Origin of the sequence: Paenibacillus sp. FSL H7-0737 (assembly GCF_000758545.1) — a bacterium.
In the GTDB taxonomy this organism is placed as follows: Bacteria; Bacillota; Bacilli; order Paenibacillales; family Paenibacillaceae; genus Paenibacillus_AQ.
The window spans coordinates 422,851-448,291 of the sequence record NZ_CP009279.1; the positions used below are offsets into that span (position 1 = coordinate 422,851).

25 protein-coding genes are annotated in these 25,441 nt (G+C 43.5%); 15 read left to right on the plus strand and 10 right to left on the minus strand.

Annotated elements, in window-relative coordinates; translation table 11 throughout:
- The first annotated feature begins 24 nt into the window (after window positions 1-24).
- From nfsA to H70737_RS01915, 6 genes are all read left to right on the plus strand, one after another.
- The gene (nfsA, locus tag H70737_RS01890) at window positions 25-777 is read left to right on the plus strand and encodes an oxygen-insensitive NADPH nitroreductase (RefSeq protein WP_081951009.1); all 753 of its coding nucleotides are present in this window, start codon (window positions 25-27) and stop codon (window positions 775-777) included.
- 194 nt (window positions 778-971) lie between these two features.
- Window positions 972-1,880 (plus strand): ABC transporter ATP-binding protein, encoded by a 909-nt coding sequence (locus tag H70737_RS01895; RefSeq protein WP_042184304.1) that lies wholly within the window; start codon window positions 972-974, stop codon window positions 1,878-1,880.
- 2 nt (window positions 1,881-1,882) lie between these two features.
- Entirely contained in the window at window positions 1,883-2,617 is a 735-nt protein-coding gene (locus H70737_RS01900; RefSeq protein ID WP_042184306.1) for an ABC transporter permease, read from the plus strand.
- Window positions 2,618-2,621: 4 nt separating this feature from the next.
- Window positions 2,622-3,776: a sensor histidine kinase gene (locus H70737_RS01905; RefSeq protein ID WP_042184308.1), complete on the plus strand. Its 1,155-nt coding sequence runs from the start codon at window positions 2,622-2,624 to the stop codon at window positions 3,774-3,776.
- Complete coding sequence (locus tag H70737_RS01910; protein ID WP_042184310.1) at window positions 3,773-4,375, plus strand: response regulator transcription factor; 603 nt, start codon at window positions 3,773-3,775, stop codon at window positions 4,373-4,375. Before H70737_RS01905 ends, H70737_RS01910 begins: the two co-directional genes overlap by 4 nt.
- Window positions 4,376-4,393: 18 nt before the next feature.
- Window positions 4,394-5,095: a histidine phosphatase family protein gene (locus H70737_RS01915; protein ID WP_042184312.1), complete on the plus strand. Its 702-nt coding sequence runs from the start codon at window positions 4,394-4,396 to the stop codon at window positions 5,093-5,095.
- Window positions 5,096-5,203: 108 nt separating this feature from the next.
- Here H70737_RS01915 and infC read toward each other — a convergent pair whose 3' ends face one another.
- Both infC and H70737_RS01925 read right to left on the minus strand, forming a co-directional pair.
- Entirely contained in the window at window positions 5,204-5,722 is a 519-nt protein-coding gene (infC, locus tag H70737_RS01920) for a translation initiation factor IF-3 (protein WP_042184315.1), read from the minus strand.
- A 60-nt stretch (window positions 5,723-5,782) separates the two neighbouring features.
- Complete coding sequence (locus H70737_RS01925) at window positions 5,783-6,688, minus strand: LysR family transcriptional regulator (RefSeq protein WP_042184317.1); 906 nt, start codon at window positions 6,686-6,688, stop codon at window positions 5,783-5,785.
- A gap of 112 nt (window positions 6,689-6,800) precedes the next feature.
- Here H70737_RS01925 and H70737_RS01930 point away from each other — a divergent pair, with 112 nt between their 5' ends.
- The 3 genes from H70737_RS01930 to H70737_RS01940 all read left to right on the plus strand — a co-directional run bounded on the left by H70737_RS01930 (window position 6,801) and on the right by H70737_RS01940 (window position 9,179).
- Window positions 6,801-7,205, plus strand: coding sequence for a tautomerase family protein (locus tag H70737_RS01930; protein WP_042184319.1), 405 nt, complete (start codon window positions 6,801-6,803; stop codon window positions 7,203-7,205).
- A 1-nt stretch (window position 7,206) separates the two neighbouring features.
- Window positions 7,207-7,536 carry a carboxymuconolactone decarboxylase family protein gene (locus H70737_RS01935; protein WP_042184321.1) on the plus strand — a complete coding sequence of 110 codons (330 nt, stop codon included), beginning with the start codon at window positions 7,207-7,209 and terminating at the stop codon, window positions 7,534-7,536.
- An 86-nt stretch (window positions 7,537-7,622) separates the two neighbouring features.
- On the plus strand, window positions 7,623-9,179 hold the full coding sequence (locus H70737_RS01940) for a sigma-70 family RNA polymerase sigma factor (protein WP_042184323.1): 1,557 nt from the start codon (window positions 7,623-7,625) through the stop codon (window positions 9,177-9,179).
- A 72-nt stretch (window positions 9,180-9,251) separates the two neighbouring features.
- Here the strand turns inward: H70737_RS01940 and H70737_RS01945 are convergent, their stop codons facing one another.
- The gene (locus tag H70737_RS01945; RefSeq protein ID WP_042184325.1) at window positions 9,252-10,145 is read right to left on the minus strand and encodes a helix-turn-helix transcriptional regulator; all 894 of its coding nucleotides are present in this window, start codon (window positions 10,143-10,145) and stop codon (window positions 9,252-9,254) included.
- Window positions 10,146-10,290: 145 nt separating this feature from the next.
- Here H70737_RS01945 and H70737_RS01950 point away from each other — a divergent pair, with 145 nt between their 5' ends.
- The 3 genes from H70737_RS01950 to H70737_RS01960 all read left to right on the plus strand — a co-directional run bounded on the left by H70737_RS01950 (window position 10,291) and on the right by H70737_RS01960 (window position 15,085).
- Window positions 10,291-12,543, plus strand: coding sequence for a glycoside hydrolase family 127 protein (locus H70737_RS01950; protein ID WP_042184328.1), 2,253 nt, complete (start codon window positions 10,291-10,293; stop codon window positions 12,541-12,543).
- A gap of 310 nt (window positions 12,544-12,853) precedes the next feature.
- A complete protein-coding gene (locus H70737_RS01955; RefSeq protein WP_042184329.1) occupies window positions 12,854-14,569 on the plus strand; it encodes an ABC transporter ATP-binding protein in 1,716 nt (571 codons plus the stop codon).
- Window positions 14,570-14,602: 33 nt separating this feature from the next.
- On the plus strand, window positions 14,603-15,085 hold the full coding sequence (locus tag H70737_RS01960) for an NUDIX hydrolase (protein ID WP_042184331.1): 483 nt from the start codon (window positions 14,603-14,605) through the stop codon (window positions 15,083-15,085).
- An 82-nt stretch (window positions 15,086-15,167) separates the two neighbouring features.
- On the opposite strand, the gene H70737_RS01965 is transcribed toward H70737_RS01960, so the two are convergent.
- Complete coding sequence (locus tag H70737_RS01965; RefSeq protein WP_042184333.1) at window positions 15,168-15,743, minus strand: TetR/AcrR family transcriptional regulator; 576 nt, start codon at window positions 15,741-15,743, stop codon at window positions 15,168-15,170.
- A 243-nt stretch (window positions 15,744-15,986) separates the two neighbouring features.
- On the opposite strand from H70737_RS01965, the gene H70737_RS01970 reads away from it, so the two are divergent.
- A complete protein-coding gene (locus H70737_RS01970) occupies window positions 15,987-17,171 on the plus strand; it encodes an MFS transporter (protein WP_042193181.1) in 1,185 nt (394 codons plus the stop codon).
- 85 nt (window positions 17,172-17,256) lie between these two features.
- Here the strand turns inward: H70737_RS01970 and H70737_RS01975 are convergent, their stop codons facing one another.
- On the minus strand, window positions 17,257-18,153 hold the full coding sequence (locus H70737_RS01975) for a LysR family transcriptional regulator (protein ID WP_042184335.1): 897 nt from the start codon (window positions 18,151-18,153) through the stop codon (window positions 17,257-17,259).
- A 343-nt stretch (window positions 18,154-18,496) separates the two neighbouring features.
- Here H70737_RS01975 and H70737_RS01980 point away from each other — a divergent pair, with 343 nt between their 5' ends.
- Both H70737_RS01980 and H70737_RS01985 read left to right on the plus strand, forming a co-directional pair.
- The gene (locus H70737_RS01980) at window positions 18,497-19,168 is read left to right on the plus strand and encodes an O-methyltransferase (protein ID WP_042184337.1); all 672 of its coding nucleotides are present in this window, start codon (window positions 18,497-18,499) and stop codon (window positions 19,166-19,168) included.
- A gap of 69 nt (window positions 19,169-19,237) precedes the next feature.
- The gene (locus H70737_RS01985) at window positions 19,238-19,783 is read left to right on the plus strand and encodes a GNAT family N-acetyltransferase (protein WP_042184339.1); all 546 of its coding nucleotides are present in this window, start codon (window positions 19,238-19,240) and stop codon (window positions 19,781-19,783) included.
- 58 nt (window positions 19,784-19,841) lie between these two features.
- On the opposite strand, the gene H70737_RS01990 is transcribed toward H70737_RS01985, so the two are convergent.
- The 5 genes from H70737_RS01990 to H70737_RS02010 all read right to left on the minus strand — a co-directional run bounded on the left by H70737_RS01990 (window position 19,842) and on the right by H70737_RS02010 (window position 25,261).
- Window positions 19,842-21,788 (minus strand): FtsX-like permease family protein, encoded by a 1,947-nt coding sequence (locus tag H70737_RS01990; protein WP_042184341.1) that lies wholly within the window; start codon window positions 21,786-21,788, stop codon window positions 19,842-19,844.
- Window positions 21,778-22,539 carry an ABC transporter ATP-binding protein gene (locus H70737_RS01995; RefSeq protein WP_042184344.1) on the minus strand — a complete coding sequence of 254 codons (762 nt, stop codon included), beginning with the start codon at window positions 22,537-22,539 and terminating at the stop codon, window positions 21,778-21,780. Before H70737_RS01995 ends, H70737_RS01990 begins: the two co-directional genes overlap by 11 nt.
- A 114-nt stretch (window positions 22,540-22,653) precedes the next feature.
- The gene (locus H70737_RS02000; RefSeq protein WP_042184346.1) at window positions 22,654-23,658 is read right to left on the minus strand and encodes a sensor histidine kinase; all 1,005 of its coding nucleotides are present in this window, start codon (window positions 23,656-23,658) and stop codon (window positions 22,654-22,656) included.
- Window positions 23,655-24,344 carry a response regulator transcription factor gene (locus tag H70737_RS02005; RefSeq protein ID WP_042193184.1) on the minus strand — a complete coding sequence of 230 codons (690 nt, stop codon included), beginning with the start codon at window positions 24,342-24,344 and terminating at the stop codon, window positions 23,655-23,657. Before H70737_RS02005 ends, H70737_RS02000 begins: the two co-directional genes overlap by 4 nt.
- A 26-nt stretch (window positions 24,345-24,370) precedes the next feature.
- The gene (locus H70737_RS02010) at window positions 24,371-25,261 is read right to left on the minus strand and encodes a TetR/AcrR family transcriptional regulator (RefSeq protein WP_231573374.1); all 891 of its coding nucleotides are present in this window, start codon (window positions 25,259-25,261) and stop codon (window positions 24,371-24,373) included.
- Between the last annotated feature and the right edge of the window lie 180 nt (window positions 25,262-25,441).

Here is a 25,441-nt window from a genome sequence, read left to right on the forward strand (position 1 = left end):
CTAACTATGTAAGGAGTGGCCGCTGTGCAAGAAAACAACGAGACAATATCTCTATTAATGAACCATGCATCTGTCCGTAAGTATCAGGATAAGCCAGTAAGTGAAGAGCAGCTTGCAGCTATTATTGAAGCAGGTCAAATGGCTTCGACTTCCAGCAGTGTACAAGCCTATAGTGTTATTGCAGTGACTGACCCGGCTCTAAAAGCAGAGCTTGCCGGATTAGCGGGTAATCAGGCTTATATCGAACAATGCCCAGTCTTTTTGGTCTGGTGCGCGGATTTATATCGACTGCGTGAGGTCACAAAACCTCATTTGCAGGGAGAGACATCGTATGAAGATTCTACGGAGAACCTTATTGTAGCTACCGTTGATGTTGCGCTTGCTGCTCAGAATGCTGCTGTGGCTGCGGAATCACTCGGGCTCGGGATTGTTTATATCGGCGGAATCCGTAACCGGATTGCGGAGGTTTCTGAGCTGCTTGGACTGCCCGAATTGGTTTATCCGATATTTGGAATGTGTGTGGGCTATCCTGATGGAGCCACAAGCCTGCGTCCGCGTCTGCCATTAGAGGCTGTTCTACATCGCAATCGCTACAATGCCGAAACGACAGTGGAGCAGGTCAAGACTTACGATAAAGTCTCTTCAGACTATATGCGTGAGCGGACGCATGGTGCCAAGGATACACCTTGGTCTGTGATTATGGCAGAACGGTTGGCACAGCCAGCGCGAATGCATATGAAGGAATTCCTGCTCGGAAAAGGATTCTTTAAGAGGTAATCAAGTATTTTCGATTAAAGAGGTTGCCCTATTCGTAGTTAAAACTACGGGTAGGGCAACCTCTTTTTCGTACCCTGAGGCATGAAGGTGACAGTTGTCATCTTAAAGAAATGACAGTCCATACTAATGTCAGGTCTCCTTTTTCCATATGATTGAAATAGATCAAACGCATTCGGAATCGGAGGGGTTACGAAATGGACAGTGTTATTGAGATGAATGGAGTTAGCAAATTATATAAGGATAAGAAAGCAGTAGATAATATCAGCTTCAACATTGCCAAAGGTTCGATTACAGCTATTCTTGGACCAAACGGAGCAGGCAAAACAACGGCATTGGGAATGTTATTGGGGCTATTAGAACCCACTGAAGGTACAGTGAAAATATTTGGACAACATCCAAAAGATAAAATGGTACGTGAAAAGACCGGTGCGATGCTGCAAGAGGTAAGTGTGATGGATCGGCTGAAGGTTCGGGAGATCATTGCTCTGATCCGTAGCTATTATCCACAGCCGATGGATATGGAGTTTCTAATTAAAGCTACAGGGCTTGCGCCAGCGGATCTGAATAGATACGCCGAGAAGCTCTCGGGCGGTCAAAAGCGTAGTCTAGGCTTCGCGCTGGCCCTGGCTGGTGATCCAGAGTTGATCTTTTTCGATGAACCTACGGTTGGACTTGATATTACTTCCCGGCGGCGGTTCTGGGATACGGTTCGTGGACTTGCGGAGCAGGGCAAGACGATTGTGTTCACGACACATTACTTACAGGAAGCTGAAGATATTGCGGATCGTATTCTATTGTTTAGCAAAGGCCATTTAGTTGCAGACGGAAGTCCAGATGAGATTAAATCGCGGATTGTGAAGCGTTCGCTGTCCTTTTTGCCAATAGGTGATCGATCAAAATTACGCAGGAGCCTGCTGGAACTAACCGCTATTGAGGGTTGTTATGAAAAAGAGGGCCGAATTCATGTGACGACAGACGATACGGATGAAGCGCTGCGAGCGATTTTTGTTACTGGACTTCCCGTGAAGGATGTTCGTATAGATCAGGGACGTTTGGATGACGCTTTTGAACAATTGACCATGAACCAAGAGGAGGCTATCTAAAGATGAGATTAATTACTGTACAGTGTAAAGCCGAGATGCTGAGGATCATCCGTAATCCTTATTACGTATTCTGGTCATTGCTCATGCCCATTATGTTCTACTTCATCTTCACCCGCGTGGTTAATACAGGTAATGATGACCCGACTTGGCGCGCTCACTACTTAATGTCGATGGCAACCTTTAGTGTAATGGGCTCTGCGATCATGACGCTAGGCATCCGTTTAGTGCAAGAACGAACACAAGGCTGGACTACCTTTATTCGGATTACCCCGCTACCGGGTTCCGTCTATTTCTTCGGAAAAATGTTCGGGCAAACGATGATGCATCTGTTTTCGGTCATTTGTATTTTTGCCGCAGGATATTTAATCAACGGTGTCTCCTTATCTGCGGGTCAATGGGTGCTTAGTGGGCTATGGATTCTGATCGGTTCCCTTCCATTTTTGGCGATTGGTACGCTTGTGGGTGCTATGAAACGGGTGGATACGGCTAGTGGAGTCAGTAACGTGATTTATATGGCGCTTGCTGTAGCGGGGGGCATGTGGATGCCAATTGAGATTTTACCACGTTTAATGCAGAAGATTGGTCATTGGTTACCTTCTTATAACTATGGAAATGGGGCGTGGGAGATTGTACGTGGTTCAGCCCCGCATTGGAGTAATGTCTTGATTTTGCTCGGATATTTGGTAGTTTTTATGTTACTATCGGTTTATATTCGAAAAAAACAGGAAGCGGTGTAAAGTAATGACTGAGCGTGGAAAGTTCCAGTTATTTCCGAGAAGTCAGGGGTTTTTCCCTTATGTATGGGCTGTATATCTGATTTTGCCCATCCTGAATTTGCGCGGGGAGACTGGAGTGAAGCTCATTCTAGGTGGGATTATGATAGCGGTGTTTGCCATCAGCTATCGCCAGCTGTATTGGGTTCGGGGTGGCGTGTTTAATGTTTGGTTAACGACTCAAATGGTGATCATCGTGGTGCTTAGCTTGTTCTATACGCCCTTTAATCTGTATATGGGCTTTTTCACCGTGAATTTTATAGCTTATTATACGGAGAATAAAGGGTTTAAAATTGCATTTACTTCTTTTGTGGTCATGGTACTTTCGGTGCTGGTCTTAGTAGGCCGTGAGTTGGAATGGGTTAGTATTATGTTCTTAGTCCCGTTTATCGTTATTATGCTGATTATGCCATTCGGCGTAAGATCCATGCATCAACATCAGAAGCTGGAGAAAGAGCTAGATCAAGCTAATGAGGTGATTAAAGAGTTGGTGAAGCGTGAGGAACGCATGAGAATCGCTCGTGATTTGCATGATACCCTCGGGCATACGCTGTCCTTAATTACATTAAAAAGCCAACTCGTAGAGAAGCTGGTGACCAAAAATACGGAGCGAGCCCAAGAGGAAGCGCGGGAAATTCAGCGTACTTCGCGGGCTGCGCTCCGACAGGTACGTGAGCTAGTGTCGGAAATGCGTGCGATCTCAGTAGCAGAAGAACTGGCAGAAACCGGGGAGATGCTGCGCACGGCGGAGATTGCCTTGGAAGTGGAAGGGGACATCTCGCTAGAGGGAGTATCCGATCTGACGCAAAATATTCTCAGCCTCTGTATCAAAGAAGCAGTGACTAACATTGTGAAGCATAGTAGAGCGGATAAATGCTTCATCGGGGTGGCAAAGACCGCCGGAGAAGTTCGAGTTACCGTTAAAGATAACGGAATTGGTCTCCAGAACGGTGAGAGATGTAATGGTGGGCTTAGTGATGGAAATGGTATGAAGGGGATGGCGGAACGTCTATCCCTGATTGATGGCTCTCTGTCGTTAAGCTCAGAAGAAGGTCAGGGAACTACGCTGATCGTTATGATCCCTCTAATCGTTAAGGAAGCAACAGGAGGTGAGAGTGCATGATAACCATCGTTATAGCGGAGGATCAACGTCTGCTTCGGGGAGCGATGGCATCCCTGCTGGATCTTGAGGATGATATCGAAGTCGTCGGAGAGGCTTGTGATGGAGCTGAGGCGTTAGCTTTAATCGACAGGCTTCAGCCGGATGTATGTCTCATGGACATTGAAATGCCGTTCAAGAGCGGGCTGGAGGTTGCAGAAATATTGCGGAGTAAAGGTTGTCCGACTCGAATTATCATCTTGACTACCTTTGCCCGTCCGGGCTATTTCGAGCGTGGAGTGAAGGCTGGTATACAAGGATATTTGTTGAAGGACGAGCCTGTAGATAAGCTGGCTGAATCTATTCGCCGTGTCATGGCTGGACATCGGGAGGTATCCCCCGAGTTAGTTTTTGGTAGCCTGCGGGAAGAGAATCCACTAACAGCACGGGAACGAGAGATTTTAAAGCTGGCTGGTGAAGGGCAAACGGCGGCGGAGATCGCTTTTTCGCTACATCTTTCTTATGGAACTGTTCGCAATTATATTTCAGAAATACTCAATAAGCTGGAAGTGAAAAGTCGAATTGAGGCGGTACGACTGGCAGAGGAAAAAGGCTGGATTTGAGGGGAGCAGGGCATTATTATGCAAATATTTCTGATTCGTCATGGTGATCCGGACTATTCCATAGATGGTCTAACAGAATTCGGGCATCAGGAAGCAGCAGCACTAGGAAAACGCATGGCATCTATCGGTCTGGATGAACTATATGCTTCACCACTGGGTAGAGCGCAGACAACAGCCAGTTATGTGGCCAAAGAGACGGGACTTGTAATTCAGACAGAACCTTGGACTTGTGAACTGGATTGGACAGAGATTATGTTAGATGGACAATTGTCGTCTATTTGGGATAGCCCCGGAGAACATATTAGCGAACTATCGAGTGGAAAGAGAGTATGGTCTGATGAAACAGATCATTGGTTGAAGCAAGAGGAATACAGATTGCGGTTCAGCGAATTACAAGCGGCGTCAGATCAATTCTTACTTCGACACCATTATAAAAGAGAAGATGGCCTGTATCGGATCCTTGAGCCTTCTACCAAGAAGATTGGAGTAGTATGCCATGGTGGCTTTGGCCTCGCATGGCTAGCTCATTTATTACAGATTCCTTTAGCTTTGGCTTGGTCCGTATTTTGGTTAGCGCCAAGCTCGGTAACGACGATCTTGTTTGAAGAGCGCAGCGAGAACTTTGCGGTTCCTAGATGTATTGGACTAGGAGATGTTTCCCACCTTTATGCTGGCGGCATGAACTATCGCCCGAGGGGATTAATGGGCAATCATGTTTAAAGTGAATGCTTAAGAGTGAGTAAGAACATTGCCTATGAAGTGAAAGGCCATCCCACAGAGGATGGCCTTTTTACTAGCTCTATATGATCGGAGCGAATAGGCCACTCTTCAACGTGGATTTAATTTCACCTGTGAACCTTTGCCGCCTGTCTGGATGCCAGTGTCCTTCGTTCCAACTTCCTTCAAGTCAGTCACTAGTCGCTCTAATACGGCCTTGGAGGCAGCCGCTTCTTTGGCGCCGGATGCCTTCACGACTAATTGCACCGGCTTGCCGGAGCGGAGATGCTTCTCAGCCTGCCGGAGCTTCGTATCGTAGTCATGCTCTTCAATATGAGCCGTGAAGCGGAGCTCTTTGACCTTCTCCTTGCTGCCGCCCTTTGCTGCTGAGCCACCACTAGCCTTGCGTGCTGAGGCTGCTTCTTTCTGCGCGGCCGCTTTTGCTTTGCCCTTTGCAGTTAGGCTGCAGGGCGGTGGGCTGCTCATTAGTGAGGTGCATACCAGATCAGCACCTGCTGAACGAGCCATGGCCAGCGCCTCTTCTCTGGACACAATCCCCAGCTTCTCACCTCTAAGTCCAGTAAGTACTACTTCGGATGCTCTAATTTGTTCGTTAATTAATACAGCCACTTGGGTGAATCCTCCCTGAGAACAATGATATAGCTATCATATATGGAACTAGCTTGAGGTTCAAATATGGAGCGTAGGATTAGCGTTACTAATCCTCTCAATTTCCTCTTTTATGATTTGTATGAATAGTTTTTTTGATGATGTTGCTAGATATTCTCGGTTGCGCCGCTGCAATATACCAACTTGAATGAACGGCTCGCTTAGTTCAACATCGATTTTTACGATATCTGTCATTAAAGCTGTCGAATCAAGCACTACCCCCACCCCAGGGTTCTTTCTTATAAAATGAGGAATAGCAGAAATTTGACTTATGGTGGATAGAGTGGGCTTTGATTCGAATCTCGAAAATTGCTTAGCTAACCGAAGATAATATAAGCAAGTGTGTCCTCCAGCTATAATTTGATATTCAAGAATTTCTCGAAATGAAATATTGTCTCGTCCGCTTAAAGGATGATTGTGATCTACTATAAAAGCGATTTTCTCGTGATAGAGCGGTTGGAAACAAAAGAAAGACAGGTCGGACGGCTCACCGCAGATGGCGAAATCCAGTTCACTTTGTAGAACAAGTTGTGAGAGCGAATCAGAGTTACCCTGAATGAAGTTACATTCCATTTTGGGTTTTTGCTCATGAAACTTTCCCAAGGCGTTCGGTAGAACGGATTCCATCATGGATTCAATGCCTCCGATATGGAGTGTGCCAATTTCGTCATGCTGTAAAGCCTTGGTGAGTTCTGATACATAGTTCCAATGTTGAATAAGGTTATCGATTTCCGCTGCAAAAACTTGCCCAGCACTTGTCAGTTCTACTTCCCAGCCTCTGTGAAAGAGTTGTATGCCCAGTTCTTTTTCAAGTCGTTGAATTTGGTTGGTAATGGTAGACTGCGCATAATTCAACTTTTCGGCAGCACGTGAGAAAGTGCCTTCTTGAAGGATGGTCTTAAAAGCCATCAGTTCTTTTAGATCCATCGATTGTCACCTCTATCGGTATAATTGATTAAGATTATTATCTTATTCAATTATATAAATCAAAATACTGAGAGTACAATAAAAGAATTCCAAAGAAGGAGTGAATTAAAAAATGCCATTCATTAGAGTCAGTTATTTGGAGCAACAATACGACATTCATCAGCTAGAAGGAATATGCAGAGCGATTATGAGTGCATTAATTCAGCATTTCCATGTACCGGAGGATGATCTGTTTCAGGTTTTTCATGCGCATAAAGCGGGGGAGTTTTTTTATAGTAAAGATTATTTAAATATTGAACGAAGCGACGGACTGATATATATCCAAGTTACGCTAAAATCCGGAAGATCGACGGAGCAGAAAACAAGCTTTTACGCGATGTTAGCCGAGGAATTATCGATGATGCTAAGCATCAGAAAAGAAGATATATTCATTGTGCTCGTCGATACGGAATTCGAAGATTGGTCGTTTGGTAACGGTGTTGCTCAAATGCTACAACCTCCGGTTAGGGAGGTGTAATATGGCACATCGGAAAATCGTCACAAATGTACGGAAATCGTTAGGGGAGTTCGCTCCAGCATTCGTCGACTACTCGGAAAATGTGTTATTTGGGGACTTATGGAGACGGGAGCAATTATCACTTCGGGATCGTAGCATGATTACGATTTCTGCTTTGGTGATGGGGGGCATGACGGAACAACTCCCCTATCATTTGCGCTTGGCTTTAGAAAACGGATTACAACTTGAAGAAATCGTGGAGGCCATTACCCACCTTGCTTATTATGTAGGCTGGCCGCGAGCCTCTTCAGCTTTAGAGATTGCAAAGGATGTAATCGAAAAAAATAAATAACGTCTGACTTTTTTAATCTCATCCGTAACCTTTGGGGACTTCATTGGCACTTGTATATAATACGGAAGAAGGGAGCGGGGGAGAAAATGCTTCAGTATATCGAAGAGGCTAAACAAGGAGATCGACAAGCTTTTGAACAGATTGTTAGGCACTTTACACCGATGGCAAATGCAGTTGCGTTCGAAAAGCTCCACGATTACCAATTAGCGGAAGATGCTGTGCAGGAAGCTTTCACAGAAGCCTTTTTGCATTTGAATAAATTACGAGCAGTAGAGGCATTCCCGGGCTGGTTTAAAGCTATTGTGGTGCGGCAATGTTATCGTATCTTGCGAAGAAAGCAGCATCCTGCATTACCCTACGATGAAGCTGCGCAAGCGACAGAATCTTCATTTAGTGTGGCGGACATTATTGAGAAAAAAGAAGCGCGGCGACTGCTTCACGAGTCTATAGCTGCTCTAACGTCCAATATGCGGATCGCCGTTCAATTATATTATTTTCAGGGATATTCCCTTCAAGAGATTGCTGACTTTCTGGGGACCTCAGTCCCGGTATTGAAGAAACGCCTCTTTGATGCCCGCCGCAAACTGAAAGGTGCATTGCCTGTGGCAGATGTTCTTTCCGTATTCAACCATTTGTACGAAGGGGGAAAAGATGTGCTTCACATTGTAAATGGAGATGTAGTGGGAGAGAAGCTGCGGCAAGGAATCGTGAAAGGTGATGTACTAGTGTGGAGAGAGGTATATTCGCATGGGCCGGTCTTTTTAGAGCCTGCGGAACAGAATAACCGCTTAGTAAGAGCGCATTATTTAGAACAAACGATGGGGATTCCGCAGAAGGAATTTATACAGAGTAGTAAGGAACAGGAAAAGATCTTAGCTGATTTTCATAAATATGATGAAGTTGTATTATGGTTCGAGCATGATCTATTCGATCAGACGATGCTGTGCTATTTGCTCCATTGGTTCTCGAAGCAGAAGAAGGGATCCACGAAGCTAAGTTTATTGTGCATTGGAGAATATCCCGGCATTGAGCTGTTTCGAGGACTTGGACAACTATCTGTAGAGCAAATGGAGACTTTATCAGGAACGTGGAAGTTAATCGGCGACAAGGAGCTAAAGGTAGGCCAAGAACTCTGGGAAGCCTATGTATCACCGAATCCAGAATCATTACAACAGCTACTAACTAAGGATACGTCCGCATTGCCATTTGCATATGACGCCTTCATAGCGCATTTATCTCGGTTCCCATCGACCTCTAATGGACTTGGTATTGTTGAACAGATGACTCTGGAGATGATTCATACTGGAATTAACTCCCCTTACGGGTTGTTCAAAAATGTGGGAGATAAACTTCATATCTTAGGCATGGGTGATCTGCAATATTGGCATATTCTAAGACAGATGGCACAAGATCCATATCCGTTACTGCAAACCTATGGGTTCAATGATTTTCCTGGTTATAACGATCCAGTAATGCCATTCAAAGACTGCGAGCTTGCATTAACCGAGCTAGGCAAAAGTGTATTGGCTGGAAATGAAGACTGGGTTCAGAAAAAAGGAATCGATGAGTGGTATGGCGGGGTTCATCTGCAAGGATCAACTCCGCGCTGGCGATGGAATTCTTCTTCGCAAACGATTCAATAATATAGAGAATGTAATTTAGAGAAGGGGCTGTCTCAAGAGTAGTGAATGCTACTTAGAGGCAGCTTCTTTTCTTCAATCATTATTCATAAACGTCTTATGATAGGCGTTACGATATTGGGTAGGTGTCATGTTTTCGTATTTTCGGAAGAGGCGCATGAAATATTTATCGTCGGTGAACCCCGTCTCTGTCGCGATTTCCCTCACGCTGAGGGCGGTTCTGGTTAGCAGCTCCTTCGCTTTAGTCACACGTACGGAATGAATATACTCCAAAGGCCCCATCGAGGTATGTTGTTTAAATAGCCGGGCTAAATAATCCTTGTTGTAGTTGAATTTCTCCGCGATGATTGCCACCGTAAGAGGTTCGCTTGCATGTATTCTTGTCCACTCGGCTATTTTTACAAAGGTGACATCTTGCTGCGCACGGATTAGCTTACTGGCGAACGGCTGAAGTGCATGCTCAGATAGCTCAATTAAGAGTGAGGTCAACAAATAATTAACACTGGAATAGGTCAAATATCCTGAGTTAGCCACATGGAGGATTTGATTCGCCAGAATATGAATCCGGTCACTGTGCTCGATCTTTATGAACTGTGATAGATATAGATCATGTACGGACCATAAGCGCTGTGTGCGCGAAAAGATTTCTTCCGCCTCAGGCTTCATTTCCTCCTCACTCAGCAATACCCCCTCGCTTTTCAGCTCAAAATGAAACCAATAAAACTTAACCCCGGGTCGTGATTCTCTATAGCCGACGTGCGTGCGATTAGGCATAAGTAAAAGGGCTTCGTCAGGGCCTACTTCGAAGCTTTTGGTCTCCTCATTTAAATAAACCGTTTCATTCACGCCTATGATTAGCTCATAATTGCCCATAGTACGTTCTACATGTTTCCATGGCGTTTCTGAGATGAATTCACCTGCCGCAGTAAAATGAACAGGTATATCTGCATTTATTTTCAAATAGGTCATGCGGTCCTCCTAGCAATTAATAAGTCGGATTTGTCCACCATTTGTATGGCTGATCTACCGACAAATCAACGTTCCGATGTTATCTTATGGATACAAATATACACTTGTCATATCACCCTGACAAGATTGCGAGGGAGCGATTTCATTGAAGACGCAAGCTTTTGATTTGCAGAATGTACGCATTGATTCAGGTCCACTTCTCCATGCGATGGAGTTAAATACGGATTATTTACTCAAGCTTGAGGCAGATCGGCTTCTGTCGCGTTTTCGCCAATATGCTGGCTTAGAGCCTAAGGCTGCTCATTATGAAGGCTGGGAATCTCAAGGCATTAGCGGCCATACGCTAGGCCATTATATCTCTGGATGTGCGTTAATGTATGCCTCTACAGGGAATGAAGAGCTGCTCACCCGCGTGAATTATGTAGTAGACGAATTGGAGCATTGTCAGGATGCGCATGGTAATGGCTTCATTTCCGGTATTCCTCGTGGCAAAGAGCTGTTTGAGGAAGTGAAGGTAGGCGACATTCGCTCACAGGGCTTTGACCTTAACGGTGGCTGGGTACCGCTGTACACGATGCATAAGCTGTTTGCGGGTCTTCGTGATGCTTATCGATTGGCCGGAAATCAGAAGGCGCTCGTTATTGAAACGAAGCTTGGAATGTGGCTTGAAGATATTTTTGCAGGGCTGAATAAAGATCAGATCCAAGAGGTGCTGCGTTGCGAATTCGGCGGTATGAATGAAGTCCTCACAGATTTGGCAGAGGATTCTGGCGATGACCGTTTCCTCACGTTAGCGGAAAGCTTTTATCATGGGGAAGTGCTAAATGATCTTGCTATAGAAAAAGATACCTTAGCTGGAAGACATGCTAATACACAGATTCCAAAAATCATTGGAGCTGCTAGACAATATGAGGTAACAGGGCAGGAGCATTATGCAGGTATTTCCCGCTTCTTCTGGGATCGGGTCGTGAATCATCATTCATACGTGATTGGCGGCAACAGCTATAATGAGCATTTCGGCGAACCGGATAAGCTGAACGACCGATTGGGAGAGGGGTCATGTGAGACGTGTAATACCTACAACATGCTGAAGCTGACCAAGCATATGTTCCAGTGGGATGCTTATGCCGCATATGCGGATTACTACGAACGTGCAATGTATAACCATATCCTAGCTTCTCAGGAGCCGGTTGATGGACGTGTGTGTTATTTTTTATCCCTCGAAATGGGTGGACATAAGTCGTTCAACTCCCAGTTTGAGAGCTTTACATGCTGTGTAGGCTCAGGAATGGAAAGCCATTCTATGTATGGCTCGGCGATTTACTTCCATAGTGAAGATGAGCTGTATGTGAATCAGTACGCACCTTCAACAGTGACTTGGAAAGAGCAAGGCATTAGTTTGAAGCAAGAGACCAAGTTCCCTGAAGAGGGACTAGGCACCCTGCGTATCAGCACGGAGAAACCAACTAAATTCACATTGAAGCTAAGATACCCCTACTGGGCTGAGCAAGGCATGAGCGTTAAAGTAAATGGTGAAGACATTCAAGTGAATGTGGGCAAATCCAGCTACCTAGCTTTGGATAGAGTATGGCAGGATGGGGACGTTGTCGAATATGATATTCCGATGTCGGTAAGAATCGAGTCCATGCCGGATAATCCAAACCGAATTGCATTCCTCTATGGACCGCTTGTGCTTGCAGGTGATTTTGGACCTATAAATGCTGAGCTAGGCAGTGATCGTGCCCTTACTTCTGTATTAATTGGAGATCGCGAGACGCTAACGGATAGCCTGATTCAGTCTAACGTTAGCAAAAATGTGTTCCGGATGAAAGGTTTAGGATATGCAGGAGACCATGAGCTTCGTCCGTTCTACCCTATGCATGATCATCGTTATTCGGTGTATTGGGATTTGTTCACGCCAGAGGAATGGAAGCTGGTAGAGGTTGAATATCGCGAGGCCGTAGAGAAGAATTTGCTGCTTGAGCAGCTAACCGTCGATTCGATACAACCTGCTGAAATGCAGCCCGAACGCGACCATAATTTCGAAGGAGAGTATGTAGGCTTAGGAAAAATCTACAACCGTAAGTATCGCGACAGCTGGATCAATGGCTGGTTCTCCTTCACGATGGAAGTCTTGCCAGAGGAGCAAGTAGATCTGGTAGTAACGTATTTGAAGTCCAACGATACTTCGGTGGCCTTCGATATTACGGCAGATGGGGAGCAACTTGGGCTAGGCGTCCTTGAGTCTGAAGAGATGAACAAGCTGGAGACCATTCGTTACGAGCTTCCGCAGACGATCACGAGGAGCAAATCAGCGGTTACGATCAAGTTCGCTTCGCATGAAGGATATAAGGTGGGCCAAGTGGCAGGACTACGTATCGTCAAACGTAATTCTTGAAATATATGGATTAGAGAATTATAATAGGAACAATTCTTTTAATTGGGGTGAAATGGATGTCTTTCCGTATCGTTCGAAGTAACTAGTTATCGGGCTGGGTCAAACGCGTACCAGCTATCAAGGGGGGAGTCTACCCTTTTGATTACATTAACTAGAGCTTTGAACGGTGCCATAGGCAGCTTTTTGTATAGAGCCAGGCACTTAACCTATTTAACTTTGAGAACCGTTTAATTGTGGATGGTTTTTTACAGTTGGATGGTGGGGTTGCCTGGCTTTTTTGCATTCAATTAAAAGATAGGGGATTAACGATATGTTGAAAAAGAGTCTAGCTCACCTGAAATGGTGGATATGCGGTTATATTTTATTGGGTTTTACTATTCAACTGCTGAGTAGTTTAGGCATTGTAGTGTTTCAAAAAATATTAGACAAGGTCACGGTGATCAACAGCTTTGGTGAGCTATTTAATTTAATCTTGGTGTACGGCCTTTTGCTGGCTGGGGTGGTGATCCTAAATTATGTGGATGAATACCCTAGTGTGTATTTATCGAACAGTATAACGGAGAGGTTAAAGATACTTGCACTATCTAAAATATCCAAAATCGACTATCAAGCCTATCAGGATATGGGCACAGGTCAGATGATTAAAGTGATCGAGAATGGAGCAGCGGCTGGAAACAGCATGATTTTCTCCTTTTTCCTCAAAACATTACATGAGTTATTGCCCACTCTTCTGTTCAGTCTTATCTTTATCAGTTTCTATGATTTAAGGATCATGGTAGTGATTGCTGCTGGCTATGTGGTCGTCTTTTTGATAACGAATCTGCTGTTGAAATTTCTGTATGCGAGGAAGGCGGCCATTCTACAGGAACAAGAAAAGATGTCCAGATTCTCTATCCGTGGATTTATGGAATTAGTCGTCTTCCGAACGAACAAAAGATATGAGAAAGAGATCGATAAATTAAGCCAGACTGCACGCACTATCATTCAAAAAAATGCTCAGTTACAAATGATCCATGAAGCTTTTTTCGCGATATTCGAGTTGTTTGTCACGATTATTAAAGTCGTTGTTTTAATTTACGGTGTGAAAAGCATTGTCGCAGGTGAGACGTCACTTGGTGTTGTGGTCGCTTTGTTTATGTTTATTGATAAGATTTATTCGCCGATTGCTATCTTCAATGTCCTCTTTGTAGATTACAGACTGAATAGAGTGACCTACAAGAGATTTGAAGAGTTTATTCATGCCCCAGAAGATAAGAATCTAGAACGAGGAGAAGTTATCACTGAGATCCACGGTAATATTGAATTTAGGGATGTATCTTTTGATTATGGGCAAGTGAAGATCTTGAATAATCTATTCTTTTCGATTGCACGAGGAACGTCGGTTGCTATTGTCGGATTAAGTGGGGGCGGGAAATCAACTCTGATTAAGTTAATCGTAGGCTTATTAAAAAAGGACAAAGGTGAACTCTTATTGGACGGTAAGGATATCGATCAGATCCATCTGGATAGCTACTATGATCATATCTCTTACTTATCACAAGACACGCCGATTTTTGACGCTACGATTAGGGACAATATTATATTTGATGAGCATTCCTTGTCCGATGAAGAGTTGTATGAGATTTTGGAAAAGGTTCATCTGCAGGAAAAGGTAAGCCAATTACCGGATCGTTTAGATACTTTGGTAGGTGAAAAAGGGGTTAAATTATCAGGCGGGGAGAGACAGCGATTAGCTTTTGCCAGAATCATTGCTCAGAAAAGAAACATTCTAATTCTAGATGAACCTGTTTCTGCACTTGATAATATCACGGAGCAAAGTCTAATGGAGACGATTTTACAGGAATTTAAGGACAAAACCATCATTATTGTTGCCCACCGACTAAATTTTATAAAAGACGTTGATAAGATACTGGTAGTGGACCAAGGCTCGGTCGTGGGTGAAGGAAAGTTTGATGATTTAATAGAGCATTGCGAAGCTTTTAAAGCGTTATGGAATAGAAAAATATCGTTTACAAATGCTGATTAAATTGTTAACCTCTTCTAAAAAGAGGTGCAGTCTATGGCTTGGCCAACACATATTGTAGCTGCAGGTGGATTCGCAGAAAATGAACAAGGAGATGTCCTTTTAGTAAAGACGCATGATGGTGGATGGGTATTTCCTGGTGGACAAGTAGAGGTCGGAGAGAACCTGGTGGATGCATTAATTCGAGAGATTAAAGAGGAAAGTGGAATAGATGTCACGGTATCTCAATTGATTGGTGTGTATTCCAATACAGGCATTCATAAATGGTATGACGGTGTAACCGATGTTCCTACCAAGGTCATGTTTGATTTTATCTGCAAGCCCGTGGGTGGGGAATTATGTACCTCGGAGGAAACCTCTGAAGTGATGTGGGTGGCAAAAGAGAAAGTGCTTGATTGGATTACACAACCGGCTATTCGTACCCGTTATCAAGCTTATTTGGATTATGATGGGAATACGAGGTATATGGATTATGTAACTGGAGACACGTTTGAAGTTAATTTGGATCGAACGGTGTAAATATAAGTGATAGGCCATCCTGCAAAGGATGGCTTTTTAAAATATAAGAAAGTATAAGTTTCGCCAAAGACGTTTATTCTTGTTATGCTTTGATGCCCTCAAAGGCAGAGGTGATCAAATATTTCACAAAAGCTTCGTCTAGCTCATCCCCTGTGATCAGAAGCCGATAAAATATTGGTCCATACAGCAGATCAATCGTGATCCCAATATCCAGATCCGCTTTTAATTGGCCCCGGGTCACCCCACGCTCCAACAACTGTCGTGCCTCTTGGCGACGGGGAGCGAAAAACCTCGCACGATAGGCCTCAGCAAGGCCGGCATCAAATTGACCTTCGCCGATCAACTCGGTAATGATCTTTCCTTCTCGGCTGCGAAGAAAATTAGCCAGGTTTGTGGCATGCATCATAATATCGTCCATGACCGAACCGGTGTCCGGCACTGGCAATCTTGCGGATGCTGCAGAGAGGTAGCCGTCCATGACCACAGCTGCTTTGTTGGGCCACCATTTATAAATGGTCGCTTTGCTTACCTTAGCCCGTTCGGCAATTTTCTCTACGGTCACCGCCCCAAATCCGGTCTCCAGCAATAGATCATACGATGCTGCCAGAATAGAAGCCTCGGCTTCGCTATTGCGCGGCCGTCCTCTTTTTTTATCCATCAGAGATCCCTCCCGATTAATCTATCCTTTATTTAACTTGCGATCTAAAAAGAAACTATACGTTCATTATACAAAAGGTTATGTGAAGTAGCCAATCGCCTATTTACAAAACTGAACGTTCAGTATATATTTAAATTAATTAATGAACGGTACGTTCAGTATTTATAATCGAAGGGTGGAGATCTTATGAATCAAGGAAGACGAATGAATCCTGTAAGTTCAGGAAGTTCAGTGAATTCAGCGATGGAGCATGCGGAAGGAAAGACGATCCCTGGATGGATTACATTTCTTTTAGCGGCCTCCTGCGGACTAATTGTGGCCAATCTGTATTACGCCCAAACCCTGATCGGACAGATCGCCCAAGCTACGCAGCTTTCTTCTGGGGCAGCGGGTCTGATTGTAACTTTGACCCAGGTAGGATACGTTCTTGGACTTTTGTTCGTAGTACCGCTTAGCGATATTATTGAAAATCGCCGTCTGACAGTAGCGTCACTGGCTGTGGTGGTGGTGTCACTGGTAGCAGCCACACTAGCTCCGAATGCAGCGATCTTTCTGGGAGCGTCTCTGTTCATTGGCCTTGGTTCCGTAGCTGCCCAGATTCTTGTGCCGTATGCGTCTTTTCTGGCTGCTGAAGAGCAGCGCGGCCGGGTGGTCGGTAATGTAATGAGTGGGCTGCTGCTCGGTATTATGTTCGCCCGACCTGTAGCTAGCTTTGTCTCTGGATTGTGGGGCTGGCATGCGATTTATGCCATATCGGCAGTAGTGATTGCCTCATTAACACTTCTATTGTCCCGTGTGCTGCCGCAGCGCCAGCCTGTGCCTACAATGAATTATGGCGGATTGATACGTTCTCTAGGTACTTTACTGAAGAATACGCCGGTGCTGCGCCGCCGGGCGATTTATCAGGCTTGCCTGTTTGGAGCTTTCAGCCTGTTCTGGACGACGGTCTCTTTGCATCTGGCCGATACGTATCATTTAAGTCAGCAAGGCATTGCCTTGTTTGCGCTGGCCGGTGTGGCTGGGGCTATCGCTTCTCCCATCGCTGGGAGATTGGCTGACCGGGGCTGGACCCGCCCTTTGACCGGACTTGCGTTTGTGCTGGCAGCTGTGGCTTTTCTTCTTGCTTACTTGTTTCAGAATGATTCAAGAGTGACGCTCGGATTGCTGGTTGCAGCAGCTATTATGCTGGATATGGGGGTATCGGGTAATCTGGTGCTTGGACAAAGGGCAATTTATTCCCTTGGCAACGAGGCGAGAGGACGTTTAAACGGATTATTTATGGCGATATTTTTTGTAGGCGGAGCCGTTGGCTCTTCACTAGGCGGCTGGGCATATGCGTACGGAGGCTGGAGTCTGACCAGCTTGATTGGTCTGGCGCTGCCGATCTTGGCTTTCCTATACTATTTAACGGAGAAGAAGCAAGCGTAAGGCGTTCCAATAAAGCCGGTACTTACAAGGACTGCTCTCCGGGCTGGATATAGTCAGCCTAAAGAGCAGTCTTTTTTAAAAAATGCTACAACGTATAAGGATTTTGGCGAATCATTTGAATAAGGTTTGCCGCCGAGGCGGATAACGGTTCATTTTTTCGCGTACAGATCGCAATGCTGTTCTTCAGATGTATGCCTTCAACATAAACTCGGCATAACTCTCCACGTTCAACATATTCGCGAACAACGAGTGAAGAGACGAAGTTGGCGCCATACCCGGCAATAACGGCTTGAATCGCTTCATGAAGTCCGTTAAATTGCAAAGAGATCGTGGGAGCTGGCGTATTATATGTACGGCATAACGATAATAATCTCTCTCTCGTCGAACTCCCTTCCTCACGCATGACAAAGGGCTCCTTCATCATTTCGGATAAAGAAATTCGCTGATTCGCATAGGGGTGATGGGGTGCGACCACAAACCATAACTCGTCCTGAAATAACTCCTCTGTCTGGATCGTATCTGGATATGCCTCAGTGATTCCCCCGTAAATTGCTATATCCACGTCTACATTTAACAGCTGCTTCAGGGCATCGCTTGAATTGGTGGTGGTAATCACCATTTCCACTTGCTCATATTGTTGCTTGAACTTTGCGATCCAAGTAGGGATGAGATAATGAGCAGGCAAATATGTCGCGGCTAGGCGGATACTTCCATTCGTGCCGTTAACATAATCCTGAGTGAATTGTTCGATCTGCTGTTCAACGGCAAAGAGTCTTTTGGCGAGCAGAGCAAGCTCTTCACCCGCATCCGTTAAAGCAATTCCTCTGCCTTGAGGCTTAAATAGGGCGAAGGATAGTTCCTTTTCGAATTTCTTGATCTGAGCCGTAATCGCAGGCTGACTGATATTTAAAGTTTCTGAGGCGCGTGTCACGCTACCCGTTGATGCGATCACATGGAATAAGCGTAATGCGTGTAGATTCATGGTTAAGCTCCTATCTGCTATCGTTTGATTCATATATTTAATATATAGTTTAGTTTTAAAGATATATTATATTTATGATTATAACTGATTTACAATACAGGTATGAAGTTGAAGTTGAAGTTGAACTTGAATCTTTAGTTAGGGAAAAGGAGTACCGAAGAGGAGGTTTGGAACTGTAGGAGCGTCAGCGACCGCCTTTGTCTACGGATTTCAACCACGAATAGTGGTTTTAATCGAAGAAATCTGGAGACAACAGCGGCCGGAAGTCCAAACACTCCTCGTAGTTACGACCGATCCCTAATTGTGGAAATGAAAATTTTATTTCAAAGGAGAAGTGATAAATATGAATCAACCGACTACATGGGATAAAGTCGATCAGTACATTACAGAGCGTTTAATTACGAAGGACTCCGTGCTGGAGGAAGCGTTGTCCGCGAATCAACAGGCAGGGCTGCCGCCCTTTGATGTCTCACCTAGTCAGGGTAAATTCCTTAACCTATTGGTTCAAATGAAAGGTGCACGCCGGATTCTGGAGATTGGCACTTTGGGTGGATACAGTACAATTTGGATGGCAAGGGCGCTCCCGTCTGACGGACATATCGTTACCTTGGAGCTAGATCCATCGCATGCTCAGGTGGCTGGGGCCAATTTCGCGCTTGCTCAAGTAGATGATCTGATAGAACTTCGTATAGGCGATGCTTTGGGGCAATTGTCTCAGATGAAACAAGAGGGTGTGGAACCCTTTGACTTTATATTCATTGATGCCGATAAACCCAACAACCCTAACTATTTACAGTGGGCGCTTCAATTTTCCCGGCCCGGTACAGTGATTATAGGCGATAATGTGATTCGTGAAGGCGAGATCATTAACAAGAATAGCAAAGATCCTCGTGTAGTAGGCGTACGGGAATTTTATGATCTGTTGGCTGAAGAGCCTAAGATTTCGGCTACTGCCATTCAGACAGTGGGAAGTAAAGGGTATGATGGTTTCGTATTGGGGATTGTGAATAGCTGATATATGTATTGCAATATCCAACAATTGTAATATAATCTATTGAAAATCCAATAGTGAGAGGTACTTTCTATGCAACCTACATTTGAAACACAAAGGTTAATACTAAGACCGTTTCAATCCACAGATGCAAGTAAAGTTCAAGAGCTTGCTGCGGATATAGAAGTAGCTAGAACAACGCTGTCTATTCCTCATCCATACCCTGATGGAGCGGCTGAATCTTGGATTGGTGCCTGTAGGAAAAGCGCAGACGAAGGGGAAGGATTTCCTTTTGCTTTAATTAGTAAAGAGAGTAATACCTTAATAGGCTGTATGAGTCTAAATATAGACAAATCGCATCAAAGAGGTGAGCTTGCTTATTGGGTAGGAAGATCTTTTTGGGGAGATGGCTATGCGACTGAAGCAGCTAAGCGATTAATTGATTTTGGATTTGAAGACCTCGCATTAAATAAAATATGGGCAGCGGCAATGACTAGAAATCCTGCCTCCTCTAACGTTATGAAAAAAGCTGGAATGAGATTTGAAGGGGAATTTAAACGGCATATTTTAAAATGGGATAAATTCGAGGATATAGTCTTCTACGGGTTAACTAGAATTGAATATGAAGATAGGAGATAGAGGTATGATAACAACAAGGGGTTCCTAAGCCATGCTGGCTTGTGGAACCCCTCTTTTTTTAAAGTGACTCTTTAATTACCTTTTTATAATAGAACACGGATAGCACTGCAAAAATCGAATACAAAGCGGTGTATAGCAGCATCACCAGAATCATCGGTGTCATGAGCTCTGTACCGAAGAAGAACCATCCTGATTTTACGGCGAAGTAACTGTGAAGCAATCCAATGACTAATGGAATCCCAAAATTAAATAATTGTTTCGCCTGAATCCCTCTAAGCAGATCCCCTTGCGTGAAACCAAGCTTTCTGAGGATCGTGTAGTTGGGCTTTTCATTCTCACTTTCATCCATTTGTTTAAAGTAAAGAATGCATCCAGAGGTAATCAGGAAGGTTAGCCCCAGAAAGGCCACGATAAACATGATAAGTCCCATAGTTTGCTTTTGATTGTTCTTCGTCTCCAGTTGAGAGTCGGTTATGTGGCCTTTTGCAAATTTCATGTTCTGAAAAAGCTCATTAGCCTGCTCAACGCTTGCCCGTTCTTTCATATCGATGCCGATATTAAGAGAGGACTTTCTTTGAAGGGCTGGATCTAGATCCTTCTTTAAGCGTTCAAAGGTCGTGTCGTCTACAATAGCAAGGGGTAAGCCACCACCTGTGAAATTGTATAAAACGGGGGCTTCCATATCAATTCTTTTATAAAACTGCGGAATGACTTCATGTTGTCCCTTGAATTCAATGCCACCCTGGTCCTTCATAGAAATCAGATTCTCCATTGCACTACTTGTCTTCGTAAAATAGGCCTCATCAGGGGATAGATCAATGCCCTCCAGCGAATTTTCACTGATGACGGGAAGAGTCATATTATTCGACATCATACCGAGCGCCTTGGAATTTTCTGCCAGAAGCTTCTCTATATTTACATCCACTTGAATGACTTCGGTTATTTTTTCCGTAAACAGCAAATTTTCAGTCGTTAATGCCTCTTTAAATTGTTTAGCATCCTGGATATCCGTAAGAATAAAATCTGACGGAACATAGAGCTTCGCACTTTTCTCAGCAGAGTAGAACGAAATATAACTCAAGGATAATAAACCCAGCGCCAGAGCTGATACCGTTGTAATGATGGTTAACAGTACGGCATTTGATTTCATTCGGAACATAATGGAGGAGAGAGACAACACCTCTTTAATATTCAGATACCCGTTTTTCTTTTTACGAATGAGATGAAAGATAAAGCTTACCGAGCCTTTATAAAAAAGATAAGTCCCGATGATAACTGAAGCCAGAATAGTGATCATGGATATAGATAGCTCAGTCATTGATGTTAAGTCTCCACTAAATAATCGAGATGAAATCGAATAGCCAAGCAGAATCAATCCAATCCCAACGATCCCAATAATCATTTCAAAGACGGACAGCTTTTTCACGTTGCCTTCTGTGGTTGAGGTCACCCGGAATAAGGATAGAATGCTTTGTCTTTTAATAAATCCATAATTCATCAGCATGATCAAAAGATAGATTACAAAGAATACGATCAGCGTTTGAACCAGGGCAGGGGTAGAAAAACGAAGGGATGCTATCGCATCGATCCCCATTATTTTAAAAAGAATCATGAGAATTAACTTTGAAACAGAAAAGCCTACGGCGATCCCTAAAACTAAAGAGCCGAAATATAAAATGAAGTTCTCTGCTGAAAGAATTCGAAATATTTTACCTTTGGTCATCCCGATTAACTGGAACAGGCCAATTTCTTTTCCCCGGCGTTTGATGAAGATAGTGTTTGCATATAACAGGAAAATGGATACAATCGCGACCAGTAAGACCGAGGCAGCCTTGATTGCTGCGCCACCTTTGATCGAGCCTTCTACCGCATCCATCGAGGGATCGTATTGCAACGTAACAAAGGCGAAATATAAGGCCACGCTAAAAACGAGAGCAAATACATACAGATAGTAATTTCTGATGTTTTTTCGCAGATTTCGAAGCATCAGTACATTAATGCTCATTCTGCACACCACCTAATACACCTTGTGTTTTTATGATGTCGTTGAAGAAGACTTGTCTTGATTGTTCTCCTTTATTTAATTGCGTATAGATCGTACCATCCTTTATAAAAATAACTCTACTGCAATAGCTAGCTGCCACTGGATCATGTGTAACCATAACGATCGTTGCTTTTCGTCTTTGATTTAGTTCACTTAGCTTATTTAACAAATCAGAAGCAGATTTAGAGTCCAAGGCTCCTGTAGGTTCGTCAGCAAAAATAATGCTTGGATCATGAATGAAGGCCCGAGCTGCAGAGGTGCGTTGTTTTTGACCCCCAGAGATTTCATTCGGGTACTTATTTCTCAACTCTAAAATCCCCAGCTCCCTCGCGACGTTTTCGAATTTCTCATTGGCAATTTTCTTAGGGGTGTTGGTAATGGATAGAGGTAACAGGATGTTTTCCTTCACCGTCAGCGTATCTAAGAGATTGTATTCTTGAAAAATAAATCCTAAATGATTTTTCCGAAATTCAGCTAATTGCTTTTCTTTCATATTAGAAATTTCAGTACCCTCAATGGTAATCGATCCGTTGCTGATCTGATCAATTGACGAGAGAACGTTAAGCAGGGTGGTCTTTCCTGAACCGGAAGAGCCCATAATCCCAACAAATTCGCCTTCTTCTATAGAAATATCCAATCCACTCAACACGGATTGTTTGTTTAATTTATTTCCGTAGCTTTTATGAATTTTAGTGGCTTCAAGAATTGCCATAATGATTCACTCCCTTTTTATACTCGTTCTTTTTGTATAGCTTTATTATAAAAGGCTTTGCCGTTCTTATCCTTCGATTGCCCGAACAAAATAAAAAAGCATGTGACATTGTTGTCACACGCTTGAGAGCTTCACAAATTCATTTTTAAGCGGAAAGGTTAAAGTGAACGTCGTTCCTGATCCGAGCCTCGACTCAACTCCGATGACGATCAACAAGGATTGCGCCGCTTTTTTGGCTAAATATAATCCCATACCTGTGGCGGCATTGTCGCGATGCACGGTGGTGGAAGTAAATCCTCTATCAAATATCCGAGGCAGATCCTTGGGATCTATCCCGCGCCCGCCATCCTTCACCTTAAGAACGATATGCTCAGCTTGCTGATAGCTACTCACTGCAATATCTGAAGCCTCACTATATTTTACGGCGTTGGTTAGTAGTTGTCGGATAATAAAAGCCAGCCATTTGGCATCACTAAGCACTTCAGCTACTTCCAAGTTCAGCTCAAAGCCGATCCCCTTCTGAATACACCAGGATTGCAACGTCTTAATCTCCCCGAATATAAGCGTTTCTAAATCGATATGTTCTATATACAGATCATTTTCGATAAAGGGAATTCGCCTTTGATGTAGCTGTTGATCCAGCAGAAGATGTATGCGCAGCCATTCATAGGTCAGATGTTTCCTCATTACATCATCTTCGATTCGCTCAATCATTAAATGCATCGCTGTCAGAGGGGTCTTCACTTCATGAATCCACGATAATAGTTCATCTTTTTCCTGTTCTAACGTCATTTGATTGTTCGAAGCAGCCTGTTTTAACCATTTAGCTTGATTCATAATGCTCTCTTCAATAATATGCTCAAACGGGCTTTCGGGGGTGGCGATACTCGTTACATCCAGATCATCATCTCGCTCAACCAAGCTTTTATAGAACCTGGTTTCTCTGGGATAGCGAAGGATTAAGAACATCACAAAAAAAAGCATCGACAAGGAGACCAGATAGAGAACTGAAGAGAATGGGATTGATGAATCCATATAGGTGACAAAAAGTATAAAAAGATTGGTAAAGAGGACTAGTAGGATCCAGCTACTTCTTTCCAAGAGATACTTTTTAATCATAGTGCTTCCTCTTCGATGGCCATATACCCTTGTCCTACTTTCGTTTCAATGAAACTACCTAAGCCTATCTCATCCAGCTTTTTTCGCAGCCGGTTTACGTTGACGGTAAGGGTGTTGTCACTTATAAAACGTTTATCATCCCACAAGCTATTGATTAATTCCTCGCGGGTGACGATTTTATTTTTTTTCTCAATAAGCAATTTCAATATAAAGATCTCGTTTTTCGTAAGCTCAATCGATCCCATATCATGCGTCAATACATTTCTCTCATAATCCACGGTTGCTCCACACCATGTCTTGAGCTCAAGGTTATCCGTGTTGTAATTGTAGACGCGCCGAAGAATCGCTTGTACCTTGGCAATGAGTACATCGAAATGGAAGGGCTTTTGAATATAGTCATCGGCTCCAAGCTGCATCGACATTACCATATCCGTAGGATGATCCCGGGATGATAAGAAGATAATCGGAAGGTTAGAGTGGGAACGAATCATTCGGCACCAATGAAACCCATCAAATTTAGGTAATTGGATGTCGATGATGACTAAATCAGGTTTGATCTCTATAAATTCCTGCGTGACATTGCTGAAATCTTGAATGCCATACACATCATAAGACCACTGGGTAAGTCGCTCCTTGATCTCATTAAACAGCGTTGAATCGTCTTCGATTAATAATAGCTTGAACAAATGCTTCACCACACTTTTAGTTAGCTTTACAGCATTTTAGATAATACATCCTGATAATGCTTAAACTCTTTGGCTTCATTTAGATTAGGACATGTTCTTAAGGATAGCAGAGCACTTTCGATTAAGAACTGTCTCGGTTCCTTGTTGTTCATGATTTCTTCCTGGATAAAGTATAACAGCTTTAGATAATTAGTGAGGTTCGCATCACCAGTTGTAAATGATCTCTCTATTACTTTTTTTAAGCTGATGGTCGCAAAGGATAAATCATTATTGAAAAAATCACTGTATTCCGCTGCGGGTAATAATTTGCCCACATGCTCTGGTGAGATGAGTTGAATGCCCATTTGACTTACTTCTTCAACAATGGCTTGGATAAGCGTAGTGCAATAATCAATGATCTGCTTAGAGGTGATGACTTCATTCATAGCACTGTTGATTTGTAGCATATTTTGTAGAATTCCTGTAAAAATGATGGCTCCGTCCAGTAAATAGGGTTTCTTATCCTCAGGGAAAATATGAAGGAAACGTTCATGTACCCAGGTAAGGAGGTTGAACTTTGTTTTTTTGATAAATGTTATTAAGTCTGGGTCATTGGAGACCAAAGCATCTTCTACGAGCTGTAACAATTTATTTTTCTTATTGATTTTCATGACCAGCTGAATCTGCTCGGCAAATATCTTAATGTCAGAAGGATCTTGACCTATGAGCAGGGAATTTCGCCCTTCTTCAAGTCGATCGTGAATGGACGTAAATACAGCCTTAAAGAGATCCCCTTTTGAAGGGAAATAGTTATAAAAAGATCCTTTCGAGATCCGGCTATGATTCAAAATATCCTGAATGGATGTGGCGTGGTAGCCTTTTTCAATAAATAATTCATGCGCTTTATGAACCACTTGCTCTTTTCGTTTATTTATCATCTGAGGTGCCCCTTTAAGCTGAACTCTTTGTTCCAATATAGACTAGCGTATATTTCCACTTAATACAATTTCAATTTTAAGTGATTTTTGTCTTGCCAAGCGAGAAATAAGGGAGTAATATATTCTACACCGGATTATAACACGAGTTCAATTTTGAACCGTTAGTATGATTATAGAATG

Bases quoted from the DNA above. Each gene is read 5' to 3' on its own strand.
- H70737_RS01955 (WP_042184329.1), top strand. From the start codon at position 12,854: ATGTTGAAAAAGAGTCTAGCTCACCTGAAATGGTGGATATGCGGTTAT.
- H70737_RS01960 (WP_042184331.1), top strand. From the start codon at position 14,603: ATGGCTTGGCCAACACATATTGTAGCTGCAGGTGGATTCGCAGAAAAT.
- H70737_RS01900 (WP_042184306.1), top strand. From the start codon at position 1,883: ATGAGATTAATTACTGTACAGTGTAAAGCCGAGATGCTGAGGATCATC.
- H70737_RS01910 (WP_042184310.1), top strand. From the start codon at position 3,773: ATGATAACCATCGTTATAGCGGAGGATCAACGTCTGCTTCGGGGAGCG.
- H70737_RS01980 (WP_042184337.1), top strand. From the start codon at position 18,497: ATGAATCAACCGACTACATGGGATAAAGTCGATCAGTACATTACAGAG.
- H70737_RS01895 (WP_042184304.1), top strand. From the start codon at position 972: ATGGACAGTGTTATTGAGATGAATGGAGTTAGCAAATTATATAAGGAT.
- H70737_RS01965 (WP_042184333.1), bottom strand. From the start codon at position 15,743: ATGGATAAAAAAAGAGGACGGCCGCGCAATAGCGAAGCCGAGGCTTCT.
- H70737_RS02000 (WP_042184346.1), bottom strand. From the start codon at position 23,658: ATGATTAAAAAGTATCTCTTGGAAAGAAGTAGCTGGATCCTACTAGTC.
- H70737_RS01905 (WP_042184308.1), top strand. From the start codon at position 2,622: ATGACTGAGCGTGGAAAGTTCCAGTTATTTCCGAGAAGTCAGGGGTTT.
- H70737_RS01985 (WP_042184339.1), top strand. From the start codon at position 19,238: ATGCAACCTACATTTGAAACACAAAGGTTAATACTAAGACCGTTTCAA.
- H70737_RS01935 (WP_042184321.1), top strand. From the start codon at position 7,207: ATGGCACATCGGAAAATCGTCACAAATGTACGGAAATCGTTAGGGGAG.
- H70737_RS01975 (WP_042184335.1), bottom strand. From the start codon at position 18,153: ATGAATCTACACGCATTACGCTTATTCCATGTGATCGCATCAACGGGT.
- H70737_RS01990 (WP_042184341.1), bottom strand. From the start codon at position 21,788: ATGAGCATTAATGTACTGATGCTTCGAAATCTGCGAAAAAACATCAGA.
- H70737_RS01915 (WP_042184312.1), top strand. From the start codon at position 4,394: ATGCAAATATTTCTGATTCGTCATGGTGATCCGGACTATTCCATAGAT.
- H70737_RS01940 (WP_042184323.1), top strand. From the start codon at position 7,623: ATGCTTCAGTATATCGAAGAGGCTAAACAAGGAGATCGACAAGCTTTT.
- H70737_RS01945 (WP_042184325.1), bottom strand. From the start codon at position 10,145: ATGACCTATTTGAAAATAAATGCAGATATACCTGTTCATTTTACTGCG.
- H70737_RS01930 (WP_042184319.1), top strand. From the start codon at position 6,801: ATGCCATTCATTAGAGTCAGTTATTTGGAGCAACAATACGACATTCAT.
- H70737_RS01995 (WP_042184344.1), bottom strand. From the start codon at position 22,539: ATGGCAATTCTTGAAGCCACTAAAATTCATAAAAGCTACGGAAATAAA.
- H70737_RS01925 (WP_042184317.1), bottom strand. From the start codon at position 6,688: ATGGATCTAAAAGAACTGATGGCTTTTAAGACCATCCTTCAAGAAGGC.
- H70737_RS02010 (WP_231573374.1), bottom strand. From the start codon at position 25,261: ATGATAAATAAACGAAAAGAGCAAGTGGTTCATAAAGCGCATGAATTA.
- H70737_RS01970 (WP_042193181.1), top strand. From the start codon at position 15,987: ATGGAGCATGCGGAAGGAAAGACGATCCCTGGATGGATTACATTTCTT.